Annotated in this window: 16 protein-coding genes and 1 pseudogene; 2 read left to right on the forward strand and 15 right to left on the reverse strand. The window is 40.9% G+C overall.

The genetic code is table 11. The features are described from left to right. Positions 1 to 106: 106 nt before the first annotated feature. Entirely contained in the window at positions 107 to 1,006 is a 900-nt protein-coding gene (locus tag MKX34_RS19960) for a LysR family transcriptional regulator (RefSeq protein WP_038572065.1), read from the forward strand. An 8-nt stretch (positions 1,007 to 1,014) separates the two neighbouring features. Here MKX34_RS19960 and MKX34_RS19965 read toward each other — a convergent pair whose 3' ends face one another. The 3 genes from MKX34_RS19965 to MKX34_RS19975 form a co-directional block, all read right to left on the reverse strand. Then, entirely contained in the window at positions 1,015 to 2,004 is a 990-nt protein-coding gene (locus MKX34_RS19965; RefSeq protein WP_076297634.1) for an aldo/keto reductase family protein, read from the reverse strand. 211 nt (positions 2,005 to 2,215) lie between these two features. Further along, positions 2,216 to 3,304: a DUF1648 domain-containing protein gene (locus MKX34_RS19970; RefSeq protein ID WP_076297635.1), complete on the reverse strand. Its 1,089-nt coding sequence runs from the start codon at positions 3,302 to 3,304 to the stop codon at positions 2,216 to 2,218. Between the two features lie 406 nt (positions 3,305 to 3,710). Next, positions 3,711 to 4,547 (reverse strand): MurR/RpiR family transcriptional regulator, encoded by an 837-nt coding sequence (locus MKX34_RS19975; protein WP_081384081.1) that lies wholly within the window; start codon positions 4,545 to 4,547, stop codon positions 3,711 to 3,713. 232 nt (positions 4,548 to 4,779) lie between these two features. Between MKX34_RS19975 and MKX34_RS19980 the strand changes: the two genes are divergently transcribed. Then, positions 4,780 to 5,988 carry a GNAT family N-acetyltransferase gene (locus MKX34_RS19980; protein WP_076297638.1) on the forward strand — a complete coding sequence of 403 codons (1,209 nt, stop codon included), beginning with the start codon at positions 4,780 to 4,782 and terminating at the stop codon, positions 5,986 to 5,988. A gap of 96 nt (positions 5,989 to 6,084) precedes the next feature. Here MKX34_RS19980 and MKX34_RS19985 read toward each other — a convergent pair whose 3' ends face one another. From MKX34_RS19985 to MKX34_RS20040, 12 genes and pseudogenes are all read right to left on the reverse strand, one after another. Further along, on the reverse strand, positions 6,085 to 7,002 hold the full coding sequence (locus tag MKX34_RS19985; protein WP_076297639.1) for a BadF/BadG/BcrA/BcrD ATPase family protein: 918 nt from the start codon (positions 7,000 to 7,002) through the stop codon (positions 6,085 to 6,087). A 28-nt stretch (positions 7,003 to 7,030) separates the two neighbouring features. Beyond that, positions 7,031 to 8,593: a glycoside hydrolase family 3 protein gene (locus MKX34_RS19990; RefSeq protein ID WP_076297640.1), complete on the reverse strand. Its 1,563-nt coding sequence runs from the start codon at positions 8,591 to 8,593 to the stop codon at positions 7,031 to 7,033. 17 nt (positions 8,594 to 8,610) lie between these two features. After that, positions 8,611 to 9,753 carry a DUF1343 domain-containing protein gene (locus MKX34_RS19995; protein ID WP_076100310.1) on the reverse strand — a complete coding sequence of 381 codons (1,143 nt, stop codon included), beginning with the start codon at positions 9,751 to 9,753 and terminating at the stop codon, positions 8,611 to 8,613. 98 nt (positions 9,754 to 9,851) lie between these two features. After that, positions 9,852 to 10,559: a PIG-L family deacetylase gene (locus MKX34_RS20000; protein WP_076100309.1), complete on the reverse strand. Its 708-nt coding sequence runs from the start codon at positions 10,557 to 10,559 to the stop codon at positions 9,852 to 9,854. Positions 10,560 to 10,561: 2 nt separating this feature from the next. After that, positions 10,562 to 11,533: a GNAT family N-acetyltransferase gene (locus MKX34_RS20005; protein WP_249267672.1), complete on the reverse strand. Its 972-nt coding sequence runs from the start codon at positions 11,531 to 11,533 to the stop codon at positions 10,562 to 10,564. After that, positions 11,534 to 12,754 carry an anhydro-N-acetylmuramic acid kinase gene (locus MKX34_RS20010; protein WP_076100307.1) on the reverse strand — a complete coding sequence of 407 codons (1,221 nt, stop codon included), beginning with the start codon at positions 12,752 to 12,754 and terminating at the stop codon, positions 11,534 to 11,536. After that, complete coding sequence (locus MKX34_RS20015) at positions 12,754 to 13,614, reverse strand: carbohydrate ABC transporter permease (RefSeq protein ID WP_036688719.1); 861 nt, start codon at positions 13,612 to 13,614, stop codon at positions 12,754 to 12,756. The genes MKX34_RS20010 and MKX34_RS20015 overlap by 1 nt, the downstream gene beginning before the upstream one ends. Positions 13,615 to 13,632: 18 nt before the next feature. Next, positions 13,633 to 14,535, reverse strand: a complete 903-nt coding sequence (locus tag MKX34_RS20020; protein WP_036688721.1) for a sugar ABC transporter permease — start codon at positions 14,533 to 14,535, stop codon at positions 13,633 to 13,635. Positions 14,536 to 14,639: 104 nt separating this feature from the next. Beyond that, entirely contained in the window at positions 14,640 to 16,094 is a 1,455-nt protein-coding gene (locus MKX34_RS20025) for an extracellular solute-binding protein (protein WP_036688723.1), read from the reverse strand. 57 nt (positions 16,095 to 16,151) lie between these two features. Then, positions 16,152 to 17,057: an N-acetylmuramic acid 6-phosphate etherase gene (murQ, locus tag MKX34_RS20030; RefSeq protein WP_042129111.1), complete on the reverse strand. Its 906-nt coding sequence runs from the start codon at positions 17,055 to 17,057 to the stop codon at positions 16,152 to 16,154. A 572-nt stretch (positions 17,058 to 17,629) separates the two neighbouring features. Next, on the reverse strand, positions 17,630 to 18,493 hold the full coding sequence (locus MKX34_RS20035) for a MurR/RpiR family transcriptional regulator (RefSeq protein ID WP_036688728.1): 864 nt from the start codon (positions 18,491 to 18,493) through the stop codon (positions 17,630 to 17,632). A gap of 305 nt (positions 18,494 to 18,798) precedes the next feature. Then, positions 18,799 to 19,336 (reverse strand): annotated as a pseudogene (locus MKX34_RS20040) (MMPL family transporter); the annotation flags it as partial. Between the last annotated feature and the right edge of the window lie 19 nt (positions 19,337 to 19,355).

The raw sequence follows: 19,355 nt of genomic DNA on the forward strand, positions 1-19,355 counted from the left end.
ATTTGGCACTCGAATAAAACACCTCAAAGGACATGTCATTCCTTTCATTTTTCTTCAAAGATCCTTATACTTGCTTGAAGAAGCATTTCAAGGGAGAATGAAAAGTATGGACATAAAAAAATTGCAATACTTTATCGCAGTAGCAGAGGAACTGCATTTTAACCGTGCAGCAGAGAAGCTAAATATGACACAGCCTCCCTTAAGCCAGCAAATTCAAGCTCTGGAGAATGAAATTGGTGTGAAACTATTAGAACGGAACAAAAGACAAGTTCGTCTCACGCCAGCGGGGGCGGTATTTCTAGAGGAGGCTAAATCCATTTTATCTCAACTGGAACGCTCTATTAAAACAACACAATTAGTCGATCAAGGAATTATCGGACATTTGAACATTGGATTTATAGATTCTGCAGCTGGTGGAGTATTGGTTAATATGTTAAAAATGTTTCGGGAACGTTATCCACAAGTACAACTCAGATTACATGAGATGACGTCTGCTCAGCAGTGGCAGGCTTTACATGAAGGAACGATTCACATTGGATTTGTACGTTATACAGAGTCGGGCAAACATATCGACCATCGTCCCTTAGTCAATGAATCGCTTATTGCCGTTTTGCCAGAGCAGCATCACCTATCTCAATTACCGGTGTTATCCATTCGCTCTTTAGCTTTAGAGCCGTTTATATCGTTCCCGCGTCATTTAGGAGCTCCTTTTCATGACCTCATTATGAGCTTCTGCGCCCAACACGACATGTATCCGAATGTTGTACAGGAAGCCATTCAGATGTACACCATTGTAAATTTGGTAGCTGCTAATCTTGGAGTTTCCATTGTGCCCTCTTCAGTTGCTATTTTTCAGCGTGAAGGTGTCGCATTTCGTCCCTTTGAAGAAAGCACACCATCGATTCCCCTTTATGCCGCTTGGAGAACCGATTGCGATCGTGCCTCCTTATCCGCGTTACTAGAGATCATAGGACAAATGAGTTCAGAAGCTATTAATGGTGAATAATATAATATTCAGCCCGTTTTTCTAGGATCACGTTCAACGAGTCCTTCTAGCACCCTATCGATTTCCAACATCACTTCCCTATCCAGACGAACTCCCGCAGCTTTGGCATTTTCTATAACCTGCTCAGGCTTGGATGCCCCAATAATTGCAGATGAGACTTGTGTATTTTGCAACACCCATGCTATAGCCAACTGCGGAAGCGTCAACCCAACTTCACTGGCGATGGAAGAGAGATTCGAGACCGCCTCAAGCACCTCAGTCCGAAGCCACTGACCCGCCAATTTATTCATAAATGGTGAGCCCGCAGCGGTTGAAGCACGAGAACCCTCTGGCAATGGTTGCCCTGGCATATATTTACCTGAAAGAATCCCTTGAGCAAGCGGTGACCAGACCACCTGTCCAATCCCTTCCCGCTCACAAGCTTGAACTACCTCCGTCTCCATCACGCGCCATAACATCGAATATTGAGGTTGACTAGCCACCAATGGCACCTTCAATTCCCTCGCCAAAATAGCACCTTCTGCTATCTGATCCGCCGTCCACTCACTTATCCCGACATAGAGAACCTTACCTTGACGCACCAGATCCGAAAAAGCCAAAAAGGTCTCTTCAAGGGATACTGTTGCGTCAAAGCGATGCGCATAATAGATATCAATATAATCGGTCTGTAATCTGTTCAGTGAAGCATGGCACGCCTCCATAATATGCTTGCGAGACAGACCTCTTGCGTTACGTCCCGTCCCTGTGGGATGGCACACCTTGGTACACAATTCGATATCAGCTCTGTGCACTCCTTTTAATGCTTGGCCCAGCACCATCTCAGCTTTCGTATCGGAATATACATCTGCAGTATCAAATGTTGTGATCCCTACATCCAATGCAGCGGGAACACAAGCATGGGCAGTATCATTGTCCACTTGAGCACCATGTGTAATCCAATTACCATAAGCAATCTCACTTAGATGTAAGCCACTAGTTCCTAATTTGCGATAGTTCATTTTATACCCTCCTTTAGATAACAATCTGATTGTAACAAAGAGATATTAATACGAGAAATACTCTTTAATATGCAGTTTAATTCAAAATAGATATTACTGAGACACTTAAAGATAATAAAAAAACACCCTTTAGGCGTTTTTTTCGGTAAATATTCTGTTTCGAAACTCTAACTTCGTCTATACTCCGGTGAGTATTAACCTCCAAGCTTTGTTACCGCACCACAACTAACAGTACAATAATTCCGAGCCAAAACAGCCAGCTTACTGGGTGACCGAAATTTAATCCCCAGCCGACTCCGAGCCTTTTCTTGACGATTAGGTTTGGATCTTTGCTATTGAAATAAATCATACCTAATAGCCATTTTTCATCATCATGGACAGGTCTGACATTGGAGCTATCGGCAGATCGCTCCAAGCGGCTTTCACCCTGACCAGCCCAGAACGTTAAGGCCAAGGCGTATAGGATGATAAGGGCTATTATGATTAGGATAATAGGGATAGCGAAATTCATGTTAAGCTGAGATATCATATTTAGTTGCACGACGGAAAACAGGATAACTATTAAGAAGCTTGCTGTAAGCATAAAATATGACCAAGTACGGCGGTAAGTTGCGTCTTGTCTGATGGAACGGTTAGGATCATTGGGTTGAACCTGCTGCTTCACTCTGCGAATACTCCAATTCTCAAATATGAACAAAAGTGTTATGAACACTTGCATGATCGTAGGCATAAACACAGAACTATAAGATTTAGCTGCATAGCCGTCTACGTTCCAACTGCTGTTGTAATGGATCGGAATCTGATCAGGAATCAGATCGTAGTTGCGTAGCACATTTACAATAGTAACAACAATAATTAAAACATGAATGAGGAACCATTTATTAGACAAGCCAATGTTTCTTTTCCGAAATCCAGTGTCCACTGCCATGATCGATGGTTCCAGAGCAATAGGCAGCATAGGTAGTAAACTTTTCATTTTGAAATAATAGCTAATGTTTATGACTAGGGAGATTACGACCATGGCGAGTGAATAAGTGACAATGATCCAACTTGGTTGCTTGGAATGTTCATCACCGTATATTAGACAGAGGATACAAACAATGAATAGGATGGTATGTAAGGTAGCACTAATCCTAGTATATGACTTCCGCATCTGGCGCAGAGGCTCACTATGGAATTGTACAGGGCTGACGGTGACCCCAAAACTAATCGTCTCTCTTGTTAAATAAGGCATGCTTACCATGAGTACAATGGCAGGTACAAATACTAAGATCATTACTATAACAGGCATTATCGTCATATCATTCGCCTCCTCTTATACATAAGTGTGTATTTGAAAACTCTATAACCCTTATAGCATAGGCGATTCATCACTATGCCTTTTTGCGTATGATTATCCTATTAACTTAGGATAGGTAATCGGCTTGAACATAAATTTTATTATAATCGATTTTAGTAACTATAGGGGTGAAATTAACAATTTATCCAGTTTTTTTGCTACGCAGAGCTCCTCATAAAGGACAGGTGTAACCAACAACATGAAAAGAAGGCAATGTTATTACTTTAGCTTCCAGAAAATCTCCTCCATTCAAAATAAGCAATACAATTTGATTATACTATTAAGTGGAAGAATAGCTCGATCTGCTTAAAGCACTTTACAATAAAAAAGCTTCCACCATACTCTGGTAGAAGCTTCTTATCGCAATTTAATCATTCAAAATTTCAATCATTTTTCTTGTCTTCGCTAGCTGCTCCACAGTAAAATCATGCTGAGCAGAAGCATATGCACTAAAGACAATATCGAGCACAAATAATTGCGCAAATCTTGAACTTGTTGCCGCACTGCGAAGCTGCGCTTCCGGCGCACGTGATGTAAATAAAGAAACATCAGCTAGCTGAGAAAGCTTGTTATTTCCAGGACGAGTGAGGCTGATTGTTTTTATCCCCTGTTCCTTAGCTCGTTTTAATAATTGAATAACCTCTCTCGTTTCACCGCTATACGAAATCCCCCAGAAGACAGCATTTTCTGATTTCGTAGCCATGGCTGCCGCCAATAAATGACGATCTGAAATCGCATATACATTTTTGCCTAGCCGAAGCCATTTTTGTGCTGCATCTTCTGCAATAATAAATGAGGCACCTATCCCATAAACATAAATTACTTCTGCCTGTTGTAACAGGTTCACTGCCTGCTCTATAGATTGCGCGTCCAGTTGACTGGCCGTATTCTGAAAGGTCAATATGGTGTTCGACAACATTTTATCAATGATAGAATGCACCGATTCATTCGATTCAACATCAAAGTAGCCAACATGCGGCGTGTTTTCTGCTTCCGCAGATAAACGGATTTTCAACGCGGGGAAACCGTCTATTCCTAGTGACCCGCAAAAACGAACAACCGCCGCACTGCTTGCATCCGCTTTCGTCGCTAATTCATGTATAGTCATATGCATCACTTCTTTAGCATTTGCAAGAATGTACTCAGCAACTTTTTTTTCGGATTCTGGCAGTTCATTTAATAATAGTTCAATTTGCGAAATCATACTTCCCCGCAATTAAACCCGCTCCAACAAATGCAGGAATCATTGGTATGAAAATATTTCCGATTTTTCGCAAAAAGTTCTTGAACGGTTTATCTATGATTCCACACGTTCCATTATTGACGAATTTTTTTTTCAACATTAAACTATAAGTTAAGAAATTAAATTTCAAAAAAACCGTTTTTTTTCATTTATTAAATTTATCCCAACATTACGGCGCAGGAGGAAATGAAAGATGACGACGACACCAAACATCATCGTAATGAACCATCCAACTAGAGAGCAGCTTGAAAAGATTTACGATATTTTAGATGAATGCTTTTCCGTAGGCCGAGCTTTTTTCCAAGAAAGATTAGACCTCGACACCACATATGATCCAGATACAACATGGTTTGCGATGGTAGACGGTAAGATTGCATCCAATGTACAAATTTTCCCGTTTCATATTAGAGTCGGTCAAGCGATCTTGAAAACAGGTGCAATGGGGAGTGTCGGTACAGATCTAAATTACCGCGGGCTGGGGCTTGCACACAAAATTCTTCATGCGCAGACCAACTATATGAAAGAAACCGATTATGATATAAGCTTGCTTTTGGCTAGCAAGCATGCGTTTTATGAAAAGGCTGGCTGGAGACTTATTCCGGAGACTGCTTTCGCAATTGAAAAACCAGCAAGTTTGGAGCAGCAGCAAAACAGTGATGAAATCATTCCTTTTGAAGCCTGTTATCTCGATGATATCCGTTTCATCTATGAACAATTCAATAAGAATCGTACCTACACCGTGATCCGAAGTAGAACGTATTGGAATGATTTATTGACCTGGCCGGAATGGAAGAAAGTTGACTGCTTGCTCCTTCGCAGAAATGGAAAAATCGTCGCTTATGGCATCATTGAAAAGAAAGATACTGAACAAGTATTTATTAATGAATTATTGTATTTGAACGAAGCCGAAAACGGCGTTGAAGCTTTGTTTCATGCCTTATGTCAGCTGCGTCAAAATGCAAAGCAAATATTAGCGATGCTCCCAGAGGACCATAAGCTATATTCCTATTACCAACAGCATCAAGCTAATTCAATTCAAATCAATATGGCGATGTGGAAAATGATCAATCTCAGTTCAACTTTCCATAAGCTTCAGCCTGAATTAGAAGATCGCCTAAACCGTAGCAACATAATTGCAGACCAGGAGCTGCATATTGCACTTCGCAGTAATGAGGACTGTATCTACTTGGATTATAAGCAAAAGCAGCTTTCTGTTTCCGATGCTAGTAATCATACCAATCCCTATACTTCAATAGAAGTAGATGAGCGCGAGCTAATGACTTATATCATGTTCGGCTATAATGAAGCAGGCGCAGCAAAGGACAGTACTAAGCACGCTAACATCCTTCAAGCTCTATTTCCGAAACAACAAGCCGTGTTTTATTTGACTGATAAATTTTAAGCCATTTTTGATTCCTACCATTTTAAAATAAGGGTGTGTCGCAAGTCCAACTGCTCGGACTTATGACACACCCTTATTTTTCCATAGCGACAAAAACTAGTCGTTGTTCATTTTTGATCTTCCTAACAGGACAGCACCGTAGGCTGCATCCTTAATCGGCAAAATCAGCTTTGTTTGCGGGTAGCTCTGTGCGAGCTTTCGCTCCAAGGCTTCTTTCACAAAGCGAGACTTTTGCAGCACACTTCCTGCAATCGCAATCGGACTTTCATATAGCTTAAGCCGTTCAATAACAGGCACAACAAGCTCATATAGATTGGCTGCACATTTCTCCGCTAACGCTATTGCATGTGCATCGCCCTTCTCGCATGCGGTCGTCATAATCGGTGCGAGCTGCGCAATATCTTTTTTCGTCGTATTTTTATCATAAACAAAGCCAATAATCTCTTTCACAGTGCTTAATCCAAGCTGCTCATATACCATCGCTGGGATGACCGTATCGGTTATTCTTCCGTCCTCCACTTGAACTAATCCGGATAATAGATCGCGCCCAATACTATAACCGCTTCCCTCGTCATCAATCAGATGACCAAAACCTCCTGTGCGATGCTGCTCTCCTTTTTCATTGACCCCAAAGCAAATCGATCCTGTACCGGCAATGAGAATGATGCCTTGCATCGCATTTTGTGCCCCGTATAATGCGGTTTCTTGATCGCCAGTAATCGTTAATGGCCCGATATAACCGTTATTTCTCACATGCTGCTCCAAAAAATTGATGACCAGCGGATTACTTATTCCTGCCGCACCTATACATATATGAGCAACTTCTTGTAAATTACCGCAGTAGAGCTTCATTTGACTAAAAATTTTCTCAAAGGAAGCGGCAATAGCATCAGCATCACCACCGTTATAATTAATAGGCCCTACAGTAAAGGTGAATAAAGAGTCTTCCTGCTCATGCGTAATGGTGACAGCTGTTTTCGTGCCACCCCCATCAATTCCAACGATAAATGCCATACCTATGTCCCCTTGTTGTACTTTTTATCTACATCTGTATCGTAATCTTGGCGGTGGGTACAACCTCACCATTTAGGATTGGAAGGAGTGATTTGAATGCATCAAGTGTATACTCAAATGCCGCAATTCCGCAGAACTCGCCTTCGATTAACGGTAAATCATACGGGCGACCTAATGTAATGGCCGTTACTTTGTAGCCTGCTGCCAGCAGCTTCTGAACAAGCGCAAGCTGACCTTTGTTTTCACGCGCATTAAACAAGCCGATAACAATATGCTTGTAGCCTTGTACCTTTGGCAGCGCAGCGTTGATTTGCTCCTCACTCGGGTCAATGTCGATAATCTCATAAGCTGTATTAAAATGCTCCCCCATATATTGCGGAAAGCTAAGAGCTTGATTCAAGCTGCTGGACGCAAGATCGGTGCGGTATGAATAGGAACCCATAAATAACACTTGCTCGTCACCGGTATGAATGGGCTGGAGCTCACCTTTAATGAGGTAGATCGTTTCCGTACGCATTAGCTCATTTGCTCGGCGATGTACATCGCAGCCAACTAGTTCATAATCTAGCTCCTCAATCGTCGCATATTGTGCTTTATAAGCTAAAATTTTTGTAACAGCTGCATCAATTAGCGCTTCATCCAAGTCACCGGTGGCTACAGCTTCTTCGATCAAATGAATCGCTTCCTTCACTGTCTCAGGAGTATGACTAATGAATACCAAATCAATACCTGCTTTAACAGCTCCTAACGCTCCTTTTGCCGTACCATAGTATCGTTTGATCGCGTCCATTTCTAAACAATCCGATACAACTAACCCTTTATATCCTAATTTTCCTTTTAATATCTCTGTAATAATGGTATGAGACATAGTTCCGGGCACACCGGATTTTTCAATTTTCGGAAATAAAATATGTGCACTCATAATCGCTTGAGCTCCTTGCTCAATTGCTGCCTTAAACGGCAGCAGCTCAAGCTGCTCTAATTCCTCAAGTGTTTTTTCAATGCTAGGCAAGCCAATATGTGAATCGACATTTGTATCACCATGACCTGGAAAATGCTTAAGTGAGGACATGACGCCTCCATCGAGCAAACCCTTCATCATTTGAATTCCATACTGGGATACTGTTGCAACAGAATCACCATATGAACGAACATTTATGACTGGATTCAATGCACTATTGTTAACGTCCATAACTGGAGCTAGATTAAAATTAATACCTAATGCTTTCAATTCTCTGGCAGTCATTCTGCCTGCTGCATACGCATTTTCAGGTCGTCCTGAAGAAGCAATTGCCATGGCTCCAGCAACATTGGTCGCGTCTTTAGGCATACGAGTGACTCGACCGCCTTCTTGGTCGATCGTAATAAAACCCGGGATACCAGTATGTGTCGTGTACCATTGCTGCAGCTCAGTAACAAGCTGGCCTAATTGATATTTATTGTCGATATTATGTGAGAATAAAATAATATTGCCCACTTTATAATGCTCAATAACTTCCTTCAGCTCAGGAGTGATCTCGGTTGAAGGGAAGCCTGTTACGAACATTTGTCCAATCTTTTCGCGCAAGCTCATATGTTCTATTGTTCTCATCAATTATTCACCTTCCTCTAGCGATATAAATGATACTGCTGTGTTATTTCTGCAAATTGCTTGCTTTCCGCTGCAAACTGTTCAAGCAGCTGCTTAGCTTGCATATTTTCCGTACGATACATGCTGTCTCCCCCCAGCAAATCGATAAATGGGCGAGAGCCCTCCTTCACAGGAGGCAGGAATGAAAATTGCTCGTACAAATCTCTTATCGTAAATAATAAGGTTACCCCAACTTCTAAAGGCCTCAGCACTTGGAGATCTGTAATGTAAATTTGTACCCCGCCGCATAGCTCGCCACAATGTTTAGATGACGTTGGCTTGAAATAAACTGGACGAAAAAGCACACCCGGGATACCTTTTGCATTCATCTCATCTGCCAATTGCTGCGCTTGAATGAACGGAGCACCAATCATTTCAAACGGGAACGTTGTGCCTCGTCCTTCCGAGCAGTTCGTGCCTTCAAATAAACATGTTCCTGTATATAATAACGCTGTTTCATATCGTGGCATTCCAAGTGAAGGATGAACCCAAGTTAATCCTGTATCCGGGAAGGACATGCTCCGTTCCCAGCCTTCCAAACGAACGACATGCAGCGATGCATTCCAATTCATTTGATCATTTGCCATCGTTGCTACCTCACCTGCTGTTAAGCCGTATCGCACGGCTAGCTCGTAATTTCCAACAAATGATTTGAAGCCGGGCTTCAAGACATTCCCTTCTACCGTTACCCCGTTAAGCGGATTAACACGATCAAGAACAACAAATTCCACACCTGCATTTGCACAATCTTCAAGTGCATATAGCATCGTATAAATAAATGTGTAATAGCGTACACCAACATCTTGAATATCGTATACAATGATGTCTACTTCATTCAGCATTTCTTTTGTTAAACGCTTGGAGTCTTTACGGTACAAGCTATAGACTGGAACATTCGTAAAAGGATCCATGTAAGTGTCTACTACTGCCCCTGCATCCAAATCTCCGCGAACGCCATGCTCAGGTGAAAACATCGCAGCAAGATTAAAATTTTCATGTAATATAGTAATCGTTGATGCAAAATCCTTCGTAAGACCTGTCGGCGCTGTAATCAATCCTACGCGCTTACCTTCGAACAAATAACGATAATTCGTTATAGAATCAATCCCATTTAACACCATATGAAGCTGCCTCCTAGCTGCTTTTTCGCATAAATGGATAGAACAAGGGAATGTTTCCTGCTATACATAGAAACACTCCCTCTTAGCTAGTTGAATAGTTACCAAAGACTAGACTGCCTAACCTTCACCGTTTCAGCTGGCACCATAAATGCTTCTGCATATGTCTTTCTTGCTTCACAGCCGCGAACAACTGCTAGTGCTTTATAATAATCCATGTATTTGAAAGATTTGCTATTCGTCACAAACCAATGCTTGCTTAAAGCATCTATCCATAGATCAAATGCCGCTTGATCGAAATCCACATATACGTAAGGGACATAATCAACCGCATCCTCCCAGTTTTCGGAGTAATATAATCTTGCTGCAAAGTGCGCGGGGAGCGCTCGTTCAAAGGATGATAGACTTGCGAAGAAACGGGCATCATTTACGATATGATGCGTTAGCGCATGGTCCTTATGCATACTGTTTTTCCAGTGTGTAATAATAATGTTAGGCTTCACGCGACGAATTACATCACAAACCTCCATACGAATTTCTTGATTGTCAGGCAACTCTCCGTCACAATAATCATCGAATACAATGGCTTCACCGCCTAGCATATCCGCAAAAACCTGTGCCTCTTTCACTTTTTGCTGACGATATTCCTTTATATCCTGTCCTGCCGGGACCCCTCGTTCACCCGCAGTTAACGCTAGTGTCACAATGCGATCTCCCTTTAAACTATGACTAGCGAGTACACCACCAGAAGCTAGCTCCACATCACCAACATGTGCTCCAATTGCTAATACTGTGAATTTTTCGCTCATCTTTAAAGTTCCCTCCGCAATATAGAAAATTGTTTTTCAATAGTAAAGCCCGCTTTTTGATAGATTCGAAGAGCCGGATTATTATTTCCAGTGAATAGAGAGATATATTGACAGCCCACATTTTGAAAAGCTTCAACCATTCTGAAAAATAATACACTGCCAAGGCCATGACCCTCATGCTCTGGGTGCACTCCGATACCGCAAAAAAATGCTCTTCCATCAGGCTGCGAAATAATTGGACCCGCAAAGCCCACAACCTCGTTGCCGTACACAGCTACTACAAGTGGTGCGCCAACCTTCACATAAGTAACAACATCCTTCTTCCACTGCGGATTTTGCAGGGCAGCAAGCGTTGCTTCAAGCCCTGTATGTAAATCAGGGACATAGGAAGTAATGTAATAGTCCTTGCTATTTGCATTGGTTTCCTTATCTAAAATATCTTCGGGAACTATAAAGCTTCCGAGTCTTAAATACATGCCGCATTGCCTCGCTCGATCTTCGTAGCCTCTAGCAATTAAAGCTTCATATAATGGCTGGTCCTTACTGATGCCCGGGGCATTATTATGCTCATGCTGAGGTGCACTTGGTATACTCCACTTCAGCTTAACAGGGTTGAAAAACAATACATCCGCTTGTCTTTTCCCAAGTTCTTGGAATCTTTTTTCTAAACGCAATAGAAAAGCATCGTAAAACTCCAGAGAAGCCACATGGGTATCTATAATAACACTCGTAATATAACCCGCCACATCTCCAAGAGGGAGATCGTCACCGCAGCAGCCAGCTGCAAAACCAACAATCCCTTTTTCGTCACAGCCTACCCATATACAGTCAGCGTCAAAATAAGGATGGTCGATGAATGTATCTTGAAACTCTCGCTCTGTAAATGGCTTATAATCATATTTTGTAGCCTCACGATTCCAAAGCTCTACAACTGCAGAGTGATCTTCAATTGAAAAGGTTCTGATTTGCATCATTTAAGCCTCCTGTGAACGTCCAATATAGGGCCAGGAAATTTTGCCCATTACTACTGGCTGTGAAGCTCCAGTTACTAGCGGGATATTGTTTGGTAAGCGCTCCATCGTGTAATACGCTAGCAGAGCAAAAGCAATTGCTTCCTTAGCATCACTATTACCACCGATATCCTCCTGCGTCAGCACCTGCACGTTATGCGGTGCAAATAAGTGTTGTAAATCACGCAAAAGCGTCTTGTTATAGCTTCCACCGCCGCCAATTAACAATTGCTCAGCCTGATGCTGCGGTGCAATATACCGTTCATAGCTATCGACGATGCTCCAGGCAGTTAAGTACGTAGCTGTTGCAACAACATCTTCCGCTTTCCAGTTATTAACCTTCATCATTTCAATAATTTGTGCCACGTATTGTTGGCCAAACCGTTCTCTGCCTGTCGATTTTGGTAACGGCATCGTATAATATTTATCCTGCTGCATCCATTTCAATAGCTCATCAATCACTTGACCGCCCGCACCAATTTCGCCATCAACATCCATGGTCATTGGTGCAAATAATTGCGATACAAGGCCATCGATAATCATATTTCCAGGACCCGTATCAAAAGCAAATACCTCATCCGGTGAGGCATTTACAGGCAAAACAGTCACATTGCCTATTCCGCCAATATTTTGCATCAGAATTGTTTTCTCTGGATTGTTAAACAATAAGTATTCGGTAAATGGTACTAACGGAGCTCCTTGTCCACCCATTGCCATGTCAGCAACTCGAAAGTCTGATACGCAAGGAATTCCTGTGCGATTGGCGATAACTGCACCATCCCCAATCTGAACAGTACAATGCAGATTATAGCCGCCCATAACATTCTCTTCCGGAGCATGATAGATTGTTTGACCATGTGATCCTACTGCGAATATTTGCGAAGGCGAAAGGCCGCATTTCCCTATAACGGATAATGTGGCTTGGGCGTATAATTCGCCAAGCCACATATTCATTGCGCCAACCTTATCAATCGTAGCTTTAGCGGGATCAAAAAGCTCAAATATGGAGTTTCTAACTTGCACCTCAAAAGGTGTGTTTTCAAAAGCCAGTAATTCAATCTCTACTCCATGCTCTTTTTCGGCTGATGGGAAAAGCTTAACTACTGCTGCATCAATACCATCTACTGATGTACCTGACATCAAGCCAACTAAGTATGTTGCATCAACTTTTGATTGTTTGTCCATTAACCTTTCACCGCTCCAACTGTTACCCCTTCAAGGAAGTATTTTTGTAAACTGAAGAACAAAATAAACATTGGAACTGCTGAAATGGTTGCCCCCGCCATCATCGGTGCAAAGTAAGTTGTATTCGCAAAGCGAAAGTTTTTCAAGCCGACCTGAATGGTTTGCATATCCATCGTATTCGTTACTAGGAACGGCCAGAAAAAGTCATTCCATGCCGCCATGAACGTTAGGATTGCTAGTACTGCCATAATTGTTTTAGATAGAGGCATAATGATATACCAGAAGATTTTAGGCTGGGAACAACCTTCGATTTTAGCAGATTCAATAATTTCACCTGGAATGGAGGACATGAACTGCTTAACCAAGAAGATATTGTATACCGTTACTATGCTCGGCATAATCAACGCTGTGTACGTATTTTGTAATTCAAAAATGTTTACGATCAAAATATATAGTGGAACCTGAGTGACTTGAACAGGAATCATCATAGATCCCAGCAAAATAGCGAACAAAATGTTTTTCCCTTTAAATTTCATTTTTGCAAAAGCATATCCAGCAAGTGTAGCAAAAAATACGTTAGATACCGTGATACACGCTGCCACTATAAAGGAGTTCAATAACCAGTCCCATGTATGTGGGCTGAAGTTAAAGAAGAATTTATAAGATTCAAATGAAATCTTCGATGGTAGGATAGAATAGCTCATTGCACCAGCTTCTACCGGATCACCGAACGAGGAGATGACCATAAAGTATATCGGGAATATGGTAGCTGCGGCAAATAGGATAAGGAACGTAATGTTTGCACCATTACGTATAAACAGATACCCTTTGCTTCTTAAGCTATTGTTGTACAAACCCATAGTATTCTGCTCCTTTTCCTAGTATTCTACATCTTTACCTATAAACTTGAATTGAAGGAATGAGATAAATCCGATAATCGCTGCTAGAACTAATGATTGTGCCGCTGCCTCACCAAACTCAAAATATGTGAACGCATTGTTAAAGATTAACAAACCTACCATTGTTGTTGCATGGTCTGGTCCACCGCCTGTCATAAGATAAGCGTTTTGGAATACTTGGAAGGAACCGATAACACCAGTAACAAGTAGGAATAGCGTTGTTGGCTTAAGGAAAGGGACAACGATAAACCAAAGCTTTTGCAGGAAAGACGCGCCATCAATTTCAGCTGCTTCATAATAGCTGTTATCAATAGCGAGTAATGCGGCTATATAAATAATAATTGCTGTACCATGACTTGATAACCATGACATTAATACAAGTGAGAACATTGCAGTTGCACTGGAACCAAGCCAGTTTTGATTTTCAATACCTAAAAAACTCACGAGCTTATTGGCAATACCTGATTTTAACGGATCGAAGATCCACAGCCACACAACAGAAAGCGCTACACCAGATGCTACGGCTGGCAAGTAATATAGTGCTTTAAAGATCGTTTGTGTTTTTTTCTTGAAAGGAATAATCAAAATTGAAATTAAAAATGATAGAAGAATATTAAACGGAACAGTTAATAGCGTATATACTAACGTATTTTTCAGCGCTTTCCAGAAAAGTTCATCTGAAAAAGAGTTAACGAAGTTATCCACGCCGACAAAAGTGGATCCTAATGGACCATATTTTTGTAAGCTGATAATAAAAGCATTGATGACTGGATATGCGGTAAATAAAGAAAACGCAATAAGTGCTACTGCGATAAACGCGTATCCCCAACCTGAGTCACTTTCGAGTTTCAATTTTTTTCTTTTAGTCAACGTTTGATTCATTGGGTCGCACCTCTCTTCTAAAAACAGTACAAGCTCTAGCTAATTTAGAAGGAAAGCTGTACGTTCTAGCTACGCACAGCTTTCACATGTCAGCCTACGACAGACTAGTCAACTACAATACCATCTTTACCGAAAGATTTAATTGCAGCTGCTTTAACTGCATCATACATTTCTTGTGGAGCAATCTCATTTGCAAGTAAGGCTTGTAGTTTAGGAATAATAACTTCTGTTTCAATTTTTAATGCTTCAGCAGCCAGATCAGTAGGAATATCTGTACGAGCCGGAAGCGCTTTTGCCATCATAGCTTTACCTGCAGCAACGTTATCTTCGTTACGAGGGAATTTTTCAAGTACTTCTGCATTACGTGCAGATTCAGTAATTGGTGATAAGAACAGCTCATTACTGTAGTTAGCAGCAATTGAACCAGAAGACAAGAAATTCGTTGCTAGGGCAATATTTTTGATGTGCTCTTCAGATGGAGCTTTTTTACCACGAAGTGCGATATAACCATCAACGATTGAAGTAGGGACATAATCGGCACCGTTGAATGTTGGGACTGGAAGTGAAATATAATCAACTTCAATAGAATCTGCAACAGCTGAACCATCGTTCGCTTTAATCTTCTCATTGTTTAGACGAGCAGAGTTTTCAAATGCAGATAAACCTTTACCTGTGATCATCGTTTGACCCGTTAGGAACATGTTCCACCGTTTACCAGCATCGATAGAGCTTAGCTCTTTAGGCATAGAACCATCGTTGATCATTTCGCGAATAGATGTAAGTAGCCCCAAGAAGTTTTTGCTTGTATACGTATATTTAAGATCTTTATCGAAGTAATCTGGTAAACCAGCAGTTTTAGCAAGAATAGCTAGATAGTCTTTAGATGCTACACCAGATGTTGCGAACACGAAACCATAACGAGTAGTTTCACCTTTATCATTTTTCACTACGCCTTTAGAAATTGCATTACGGAACTCTTCATAAGTCCAACCGTTTTGTTGAATGCTTTTCCAATCAATTCCGGCTTCTTCAAGGAATTGTTTGTTACCACCGATAGTGTGGATTTCCATATACGCTGGTAGGCCGTATTGAGCGTCACCTAGTTGGAAATATTTCAATGGAACTTCGTCATAATCTGCCTTGGCTTCATCAGAAAGGGCACCGTTAAGGTCGATTAGTACATTAAGTGCTGCATATTTCGAAATTCCTGAAGCACCGATAAAAGCAATATCTGGAGGAGAACCTGCATTTACTTGAGTATCAAGTTTTTGCGTCATATCTTCCCAGCTCGCTGGCTCGATTTTCAAAGTCAAGTTAGGATGTAGTGTATTAAATTCTTTTTCCATATCAGCAAAACGTGTTTGATAGTTCGCTGATATCGGAGGTAAAAGTGCTGTAATCGTATCCTTTTTAGGCTCAGAACCACCGTTACTAGTTCCTGTGTTACCGGAATCTGTAGAAGCTGGAGCGTTATTTCCGTTTCCTCCGCAAGCCGATAATAGTGATACCATCATGATTCCTGACAAAAACAGAGTTAATCCACGTGATCTTTTTTTCATCGAAAACAGCCTCCTCAATTATTAATAGCATCCATCCTGTTATTCCACTTTTCACACCTAAACCAATGATGCGATTGCCTGTTTCAAGCGTCCTCCGTTTGTGTTAAGTACTTGTTCTGCTTCTTTTGCATCTAACCCCGATTTAATCATCATAATTGCCAGCTTACAGTTCATAGATGCTTTTTCAAGTGTTTCTGCTGCGGTTGATGTATCTACACCAGTCGTGTTCATGATGATACGAATCGAGCGATCTACGAGCTTAAAATTACTAGCCTTCAGATCAACCATCAAGTTGTTGTACGTTTTTCCTAACTTGACCATTGTGCATGTTGTCAGCATATTAAGCACCAACTTCTGAGCAGTTCCTGCCTTTAATCGAGTCGAACCGCTAATGACCTCAGGTCCTACAACAGGTGTTATACAAACATCTACAATGGGTTCGAACTTTGAGCCTCTGTTGTTACAAACACCGATAGTGGCTGCTCCAAGTTCCTTTGCTTTCGCTAAAGCTGCAATAACGTAGTTTGCACTACCGCTTGCCGAAATCCCAATAAGTACATCTTTGTTTGTTACACCAATGCTTTCGATTAATGCGATCCCTTCATCCATATCGTCTTCACAGCCTTCAACCGCAGTACGCAAAGCAATATCACCACCAGCAATATAGCCCTGCACCAAGGAAGGATCTGTACCAAAGGTAGGAGGACATTCGGAAGCATCCAGAACACCTAATCTTCCTGATGAGCCAGCTCCTATGTAAAACATTCTTCCACCATTAGACAACCTATGATGTAGAATATCTACCGCCTTTGCAATCTGCGGAATCTCCTCAGCTATAGCTCTGGGGACTAGTGCATCTTGTTGATTCATTAACTGGATCATTTCTTCCGTAGTACATTCATCAATCATTAATGTGTCTGGATTCACAGCCTCTGTTGTCAATCCCGCAAGGTAGTCATTCATAGCCATCCTCCTTCTTCCCAGCCTTAATCTGTCATTTAATTAACAAAACGTGTTAGATTAACTTACAATTATTATGTTCTTATACTAATACAACACCATCGCTTCGTCAATAGATTTTGAAATATAATTTCATGAAGAAATTAAATTCTGATGTTTTATTTCATTCCTTACATACTATGTTATACCACATTTATAAAGCGCTTACAAGATGCAATTTAAATTTTTAACAATTGCTTTGATCGCTATGGCTCTAAGGTTAAAGCGATTTAAAAAAATGTATTATTTGCTGATTATCGCTCCAAACGAAACATAAAGTTACATCATCCGTGTTCAACCGGATGATGTTTCGTCTTCAATTCCATTCATTTTCTTCCTCATAATTGTGTGCCAAGCTATTAATTATTGAATTAAACTACTTATTATATTCATTAGATCAACGTATTCATCATGTAGATAATCTGACATGGATTGATAAGTAGTACATTTTAGTACACGAATAAGTGAATGAAATACAAAAAAAGAAAGCATTGATCCATGATCAATGCTTTCCTCCACATTCATTCTATCAGAACCTAATTTCTAAGTTTTTTCTTTAATATATTATGCGTTTTTGTTAAGTAGGTTTTTACTTCTTCATATTCAGCACTTGCGACACCAGCAAATAATATGTCGATGATCGTAAGCATCGCAATACGCGAGCCCATAGCCCCACTGCGGATTGTTATTTCAGGTGTGGATATGCTCAATACAATATCCGCCCGCTCCGCAAGCTCACTTTTATTGTACTTCGTAATCGCAATACATTTCGCTCTATTCTTTTGGGCAATTTCCAGTGCATCAATAATATCACTAGTTGCTCCAGAGTTAGAAATGAAAATGGCAACATCATCTTTCTCAAGTAAAGTTGCTGCCGTGAGCTGACTATGACCATCTGTATAGGCATGACACATCTTATTAATTCGCGAGAACTTCTGTTCCCCGTCCATACAAACGAGTCCCGAAGCACCTATTCCAAAGAAAACAATTCGCTTACTATGACATAGTAATTCTACAGCTCTTGTAATTTCTTTTCGATCAATAACACTAAGCGTATCCTCAATGGACTTGCAATTATTCAATGAAATATTTGATATAATTGTCGAGAGATCATCACCTGGCTGAATATCTGTATATTGAGCCTTTGAATCCTCATCACGAGAACCCAAAGATGCCGATATACTCACAATAAAATTGCGGTATCCGCTGTAACCCATCGTCTTACAGAAACGAAGGACAGATGCATCGCTTGTCTTACTCGATTGAGCCAATTCCTTAATCGACAAATGAGGGATCTCTTCCGTATTTTCTAAAATGTAATCTCCGACCAATCGTTCAACTGGTGTATAACTCTCTCGCATATCACGAATTTTAATTAATACGTTGTCATTTAGACTCATAATCTACCTACTCTAGATTTAATTAACACCTTTATTAATATCATAAACAATATAAACAACCTATTACAATAACAAAATACGTTTCGGCATATCAAAAGCTAATATTAATTAATCTATTAAAATCATCCTACTCTTAGGTCATCTGGTGACTTTACGTTGATTATAGCGTAATAAAGTTGTAAGGTATAGTCGATAATTATATACTTTCTGATATGGTGAAACAAGGGACCACAAAGGTCCCCGAAGATTCTTTCTATTGTTCTCAGCATACGTAATACGCATGTATTTTTAAATTTTACTGCCCTCTAAATATGACTCGATTTGTCAACTACATTCTTTGATGTAGCACCGTTGCTTGAACCATTTAATTTGCTAGCAAGCTGCTTTAATGCAGTCAAGAACACCGGCATGGCCGCTACACTTAGTAATAATAGTGCAATGATTAATACGAATGCTACCTGTATAAGTGTCATTACGCCCGAAGGAATCAACGCGGCGCAGGTGATCCAACATCCCCTTCAAGCTCGTTATACCGCATCATCAGGAATATGCTGTAATCAACGCCCAGGGCTGCAATCATAATGAAGCTGAAAAATGGAACGATCCAGCTCAAGATTTCACTGATTCCAAGAGAAGTAAGTACACTAGCACCAAGGAAGCAATAATGAACAGAGAACTGGACACAGAGCGCGTAATGACTATTAGCACAATTAAGATTCCGACCAGCATAATCACGGCTGTACGTACAAAGTCATCCTGTGAAATATTCTGCAAATCAGCATTGGTTGCAGTTGTTCCTGTTAAGGCTGCTTGCACTCCTTGCAAGTCGCTGCCCCATCTAATGGCATTCCAAAAGCTGTCT

The organism is Paenibacillus sp. FSL R5-0636, assembly GCF_037974255.1.
In the GTDB taxonomy this organism is placed as follows: domain Bacteria; phylum Bacillota; class Bacilli; order Paenibacillales; family Paenibacillaceae; genus Paenibacillus_AQ; species Paenibacillus_AQ odorifer.

What these genes read in the sequence shown, in the direction of transcription:
- MKX34_RS20000 (WP_076100309.1), bottom strand. Translation starts at nt 10,559, where the DNA reads ATGAGCGAAAAATTCACAGTATTAGCAATTGGAGCACATGTTGGTGAT.
- MKX34_RS19995 (WP_076100310.1), bottom strand. Translation starts at nt 9,753, where the DNA reads ATGGTGTTAAATGGGATTGATTCTATAACGAATTATCGTTATTTGTTC.
- MKX34_RS19965 (WP_076297634.1), bottom strand. Translation starts at nt 2,004, where the DNA reads ATGAACTATCGCAAATTAGGAACTAGTGGCTTACATCTAAGTGAGATT.
- MKX34_RS20020 (WP_036688721.1), bottom strand. Translation starts at nt 14,535, where the DNA reads ATGAATCAAACGTTGACTAAAAGAAAAAAATTGAAACTCGAAAGTGAC.
- MKX34_RS20025 (WP_036688723.1), bottom strand. Translation starts at nt 16,094, where the DNA reads ATGAAAAAAAGATCACGTGGATTAACTCTGTTTTTGTCAGGAATCATG.
- MKX34_RS19970 (WP_076297635.1), bottom strand. Translation starts at nt 3,304, where the DNA reads ATGACGATAATGCCTGTTATAGTAATGATCTTAGTATTTGTACCTGCC.
- MKX34_RS19980 (WP_076297638.1), top strand. Translation starts at nt 4,780, where the DNA reads ATGACGACGACACCAAACATCATCGTAATGAACCATCCAACTAGAGAG.
- MKX34_RS19990 (WP_076297640.1), bottom strand. Translation starts at nt 8,593, where the DNA reads ATGAGAACAATAGAACATATGAGCTTGCGCGAAAAGATTGGACAAATG.
- MKX34_RS20015 (WP_036688719.1), bottom strand. Translation starts at nt 13,614, where the DNA reads ATGGGTTTGTACAACAATAGCTTAAGAAGCAAAGGGTATCTGTTTATA.
- MKX34_RS20010 (WP_076100307.1), bottom strand. Translation starts at nt 12,754, where the DNA reads ATGGACAAACAATCAAAAGTTGATGCAACATACTTAGTTGGCTTGATG.
- MKX34_RS19985 (WP_076297639.1), bottom strand. Translation starts at nt 7,002, where the DNA reads ATGGCATTTATCGTTGGAATTGATGGGGGTGGCACGAAAACAGCTGTC.
- MKX34_RS19960 (WP_038572065.1), top strand. Translation starts at nt 107, where the DNA reads ATGGACATAAAAAAATTGCAATACTTTATCGCAGTAGCAGAGGAACTG.
- MKX34_RS19975 (WP_081384081.1), bottom strand. Translation starts at nt 4,547, where the DNA reads ATGATTTCGCAAATTGAACTATTATTAAATGAACTGCCAGAATCCGAA.
- MKX34_RS20005 (WP_249267672.1), bottom strand. Translation starts at nt 11,533, where the DNA reads ATGATGCAAATCAGAACCTTTTCAATTGAAGATCACTCTGCAGTTGTA.
- murQ (WP_042129111.1), bottom strand. Translation starts at nt 17,057, where the DNA reads ATGAATGACTACCTTGCGGGATTGACAACAGAGGCTGTGAATCCAGAC.
- MKX34_RS20035 (WP_036688728.1), bottom strand. Translation starts at nt 18,493, where the DNA reads ATGAGTCTAAATGACAACGTATTAATTAAAATTCGTGATATGCGAGAG.